Here is a 3,386-nt window from a genome sequence, read left to right on the forward strand (position 1 = left end):
GGGCTGCATATTGGGAATGGAACTTATGACGGTGATTTCAATATTGTCTTTTATCCGGGATCAACATTAACGGCACAGGGTGGAAATTTTGTTGTGGATAATTATTCTTCTGATGTTATAAAATCGCTTTCTTTATATGCAAAATTAATAAGAAAATCCGCCAATCATTTTTATATTAAAAACAATTTTGATATTTCCAATATTACTGTTGCACTGGATATGGATACAACTATGGATATTGTTGAAGGTAAAAATGTCTATTACGATTCATGTAACTTTGAGATTTCAGGTGTTAAATTTGGAGCAACGGCTCAAAGATATAGTGATTCTGTAATATTGCTTAATGGCGATGACAATATATGTATTAATTCCGGAATATTGCCTATGTATGTAGCAGTAAATGGAACCGGTAATTGTATTAGAGGTTCCGGTAGCATGAATGGTGAGATTATTTTACTGGATTCTGATTCGCAAATTAATTTAAGTCTGGATGGTCAAGTTTTGAAAAATATTACACTTAATGGTGGCAGATGTATTTTAGAAAAAGATACCGATTTTGGACAGGGTGTACAGTTTAGTACAACAGGTACGGTACAACTAGGTTCAAGTAATCTTGAACTGGGAACTCTTGATACAAATTGTTCTTGTACAATCTATTTTGATTCAAATCAAGGGGCTGTAGATTTAAATTCCATGATTACACTTTCCGGAATGTGGACGTTTAGCGGTAATTGTACATTAAATGGTAATGGTAATATTTTATGGCTAAAACCAAGCGCTCAAATTAATGTTGAACGTGGATCTATTTTACGATTACTTAATTTAAGAATTAAAGATTTATCTGGAAGTAATATTAAATGTTTGGATAATGCCGGAACAATAATTTTTATGGATTCAAAAACAATGCTTTCCGGTGATTATATTTTTGATACAGGAAAATTTGGAGTTAATATAGATTTTGAAGTTTATGGTACGGATAAATTTATTTATTCTTCGCCGGAAATTAGTGATATTTATATGTGTTCAAATTTAAAATTTATGCCGGGAACTACTTTTAGCTATGAACCGCCTATTGCAGATAAAGAATTAATACGATTTGGTGGTTCGAAATCGAAGTTATGTTTGAATGATGCAACGTTACACACAACTACTACCGGGCTTAAATTAACGGTTGGAATGCTTGAACTTAGCGGTAACTCAAAGATAGTAAGTGATGCTACTTGTGATTCAGAGGCTATAGAATTTGGTGATGGAATTAATATTGCAAATAATTTTAGCATAGAGCCTTTATCATCTGCAATTTTAGATTTGTCATCAGGCCATTTTATAAATAATAATGTGGTATAAATTTTAGGGAGAGTTTTTGTGAGAAAAATTTATCTTTTTATTTTTATACTTTTTGCAAAATCTCTTTTTGCTTCAGGTATAAATTTAAGTAATAGCACTGTTTCATTTAAAGTTTCATCCGGTGTAAATTTAAAATTAAATTATCCTATTTCTAATGTAAAAGGTACTATAATTAAAGAATCCGGATCTGTTATATCCGGCGGTTCAATCTCTATAGAAAACGGGTGTTTTAATGAGGTTAATTCAGAATCAAAAATTAATGGGTTATTGGATTTTTCCGGAACTCAAAAAATTTATTTAACCGGAAATAGTATTTTGGAAGGTAAGCGTGGCGATATCTTTTCATATATTGTGATAAGTGGACAAGATAATATCATTCAGGGTAATTTAAACACTTTAAATGATATAGATATTCAAGATGGCGATAGCTCAGTCGTAATTAATACACATGTTCGTTTAGATAAAAATATTAATTTGAATGGTGGCGAAATTAAACTTGGAGATGATTTACATTTTCTTGATGATAAAAGAATTATTGGTCCTGGTTTAATAAATCTAAATTCTCACAGATTAAGTTTTGGTGCAAAAGATTTATATTGGACAGAAAATATATTATTTAAAGATGCAGCAGATCTTGAAATAAATTCGAGTTTAATACTTGATGCGTCTTGGATTTTTTCCGGAGATTCAATAATTTGTGGTAATAGTAATATTATATATTTGGATTCGGTAGATTCTATTCTTGTTCGGCCCAATTCAACTTTGTTAATTAGAGATGCCATTTTATATGGAGTATCTGAAAATAAATTAAGATGTATGGCTGATAATTCAATAATTTCATTTCAGAATACCAAAATTGTTTTAGATAATGATTTTAGTTTTACAGTTGGATCTTTAATATTTGGCGATAATGTTGAATTTATTGGTAAAGATAAAGTGTTTCATTATCAATCATCAATGACAAGTACTATTAAAGATAATGCAATGGTAACACTTAGTAATGGAGTTACTTTTAGCTATGCGCCAATTTCCGGAAGAGACAATTTACTTTATTTCGAGGCAGATGATTCAACTATATATCTTAATGGTGCAAATTTATATACAGCTTATACCGGACTTAATTTGTTGGGCGGACGAATTATTGCAGATAAAAATTCTGAAATTTTAATAGAGTCTAGAGATTGGGTTCATGCTACCGTTACGGGCACTTATTTGGATGAAGGTATAACTTATAGTTATTATGATTATACATATGGACATTCCGGATATTTAAATATTGGAAATAATTCTGAAGAAAGTGATTTTGAATTGGAAATTTTAAGTGGTGCTCAGTTAAATTTTGTTACCGGTGATTTGTATTATAAAAATGTTGGAGCACAATCGTTTAAAGCGTTTAATGAATTTTCAACATTAAGTTTTTTTGCCGGCACCGGATTGATTTTATATCAAGATTTAACTATATCGCCGGGTAAAATAGTATTTAATCGCTCCAGTAGATTTGAAGCACAAGAAGGTAAAAAACTTTTTGGTAGCAGATTTTATGTTTAAAGTTTGTTTGGTAAAAAAAATAATATTTTTAATTTTTTTTATTTATATATATAAACCATTTTTGTCAGCAGCAACTTATGGATCAGATAGTACTGTCGCTGCTGAACTATCTTATACTCTCATAACTGATATAGAAAATCGAATTGCTAATTATGGTCTGATGGGTTCCGGGTTTTCTTTTTTTGATTCATCAATTTCATGCTCATTTGATTCTATATTTCCTGTTACAGGAGGTGTTTTTTTTAATGGTGGTCGATTAATATTAAATAAAGATTTAATATTAAATGATAACTCTTGTATTGGTGGCGGTGGAAAAGTTTTTGGAAATAATTATAAATTAAATTTTGCAGATTCTTATAGCACATATAATTTTTCTGGGTTGCCGGCAGGAAATATTGGTTTGTTGAATACTCAGAGCTTGGCAGCTACAGCTAATTCTATCGATTGGTCTTATGATAATTCTTATGTTGTTGCCGGAAGAATTGCCGGTA

3 protein-coding genes are annotated in these 3,386 nt (G+C 30.3%); all 3 read left to right on the plus strand.

Annotation, left to right across the window (positions count from 1 at the left end; all coding sequences use genetic code 11):
• On the plus strand, positions 1 to 1,347 hold a 1,347-nt coding region (locus KKE07_05160), incomplete at its 5' end, for a hypothetical protein (protein MBU4270231.1).
• 18 nt (positions 1,348 to 1,365) lie between these two features.
• Positions 1,366 to 2,895: a hypothetical protein gene (locus KKE07_05165; GenBank protein MBU4270232.1), complete on the plus strand. Its 1,530-nt coding sequence runs from the start codon at positions 1,366 to 1,368 to the stop codon at positions 2,893 to 2,895.
• On the plus strand, positions 2,888 to 3,386 hold a 499-nt coding region (locus KKE07_05170), incomplete at its 3' end, for a hypothetical protein (protein ID MBU4270233.1). The genes KKE07_05165 and KKE07_05170, both read left to right, overlap by 8 nt.

The sequence above is a fragment of the Candidatus Dependentiae bacterium genome (assembly GCA_018897535.1).
In the GTDB taxonomy this organism is placed as follows: domain Bacteria; phylum Babelota; class Babeliae; order Babelales; family UASB340; genus UASB340.